Origin of the sequence: Vibrio sp. 10N.261.55.A7, assembly GCF_002877365.1 — a bacterium.
In the GTDB taxonomy this organism is placed as follows: Bacteria; Pseudomonadota; Gammaproteobacteria; order Enterobacterales; family Vibrionaceae; genus Vibrio.
Window position 1 is genome coordinate 1 of the sequence record NZ_MCWZ01000059.1, and the last position, 1762, is coordinate 1762.

Sequence of the window (1762 nt, forward strand, 5' to 3'; positions counted from 1 at the left end):
CGATGAACCTAAAAAAAGGCTCTAGGAGACAAACCCTAGAGCCCTTAAAGGAACAAGTTAACCAGCATGGAAAACGTTACATGTTCACTTTTTTAAAAACGGTCACTGCTTCTTCTATTACAGTTCAATAGACACGGTTTCGCCATCGACTGTAAGCTCTAGCGTATTGCCGACAAGCTTGTGAGACACTTCTACTTGCTCGCCTTCGTTCTTATTAGGAACGAGAAGAGTAAGGATGTTGTGCTCTTTCGAAGGCTTGAATTCCACTTCAACGTGACGGTGAATTTCAAGATCTTGGTACTCGTACGGGTCAACCTCGCCAAAGCCTTCAACATTCTTCACTGATGTGATGTTGTCAGAAGCTTCGTTGATGAAGTTCACGTCTAGGTGCGCTTTCTCACCACGGATAGTGAATGCTTTTTCAGCCACTTCGTTAGCAAAAGTCGTGTGCATTAGCCAGGTCATGTCTTTCTCTTCAGAAAGCGTTGCCTTGTCTTGCATGACGAATACTTTACCTTGTACGAACCAGATCTTACGCTTGTAAGACTCGATCTCAGGAACGAAGTACTTGTATGACGCCGTTGCATCACCTTCAACCATTTTCACATCAGATTCTGTGTCGTAGTCAGAGATAGTGCCGCCCGCTTCGATACAGAAACGGTCTTGATGACCTTCGTAGCCAGTGTTCTTGTTCTCGCCGTATTGACCTTTACCACCGAATAGAGGCAGGTTTTTAGAGAACGTTTGACGACGCCACTTAGTGTGCATATCAACACCGAAACCACCGTAGTAACCCGTGATCGCCGCAAGAGTTTCACCGAACGCGTGTAGAGTGAATGCGTTTTGGTCACCGTGAGAGTGGCTGATTGAGCCAAACGGAGAACACTTGAATACCATGTGGATATGGTTGTCACGCTCAGTCATCTTGTTGTGGAATGCAGCCCAACCCGTGATTGGGAATACTTTCAACAGTGGATCGTTAGACGGTGCTTTCTCTTCTGGCGCATCCCAAAGGATGTTGAAGCGAAGATCGTCGTAGCCGAAGTCCCACCAACCGAAGTTGTAGAATTTCGTGTGCGCTTCAGTATCACGGCCTTTAAGTTGGTTGTAGTACCAAACATATTCTGGCTTTTGGTTAACACCCGCGTAGTGCTTGATGTTGTATGCCAGTTTTAGACCTGGGAAATCACCAATTGACGACTGATCACAGAAGCTCGCACGCTTAGAGTGAACAGGCATGCAGTAAAGTGGGAAGTCACCAGTGTTTTCATAGAATGTTTTGTTGAACATGTCTACGCCACAGTACGCTTTCAATAAATCGAATGCTTCGCCTAGGAATGCCGTTTGCGTGTTCCAATAGTCTGGGCCTTCTGCCCAACCACCGTCAACACCGCCCCAAGGTGGGTAGTGTACTGCGTAGTATTCTAGAGCGTAGGCAATGTATTCGCCTGCTTTCGGGTGATCGTGGTAAAGCGCGATACACGTAGGGATGATAGCAGAAGAAATAGAACGAACACCGTGGCTGTTCAGTGGGTTGTTCAGTAGATCAACCGTAACACGTAGGTGGTGCATGATTTCGTCTAAACGCTCAATCAGTGCATCTTGAACTTGCTGACGTTCTTCATCAGTGAAATGAGCGTGTAACCAGTCGTAACCCCAAGCCATAGCTGCAATGACACGGAATGCCGCTTCATCGTTGTAACCACGAGAAGTCACACCTTCAGGATCGTAGGTAGACAATTTTAGAGTCCAAGCTTTTGCT

Annotated in this window: 1 protein-coding gene; it reads right to left on the reverse strand. The window is 46.7% G+C overall.

Annotation, left to right across the window (positions count from 1 at the left end):
• Positions 1–117 precede the first annotated feature (117 nt).
• Positions 118–1762: heparinase II/III family protein (locus BCU12_RS05020; protein WP_102403267.1), on the reverse strand; the 1645-nt coding region annotated here is incomplete at its 5' end.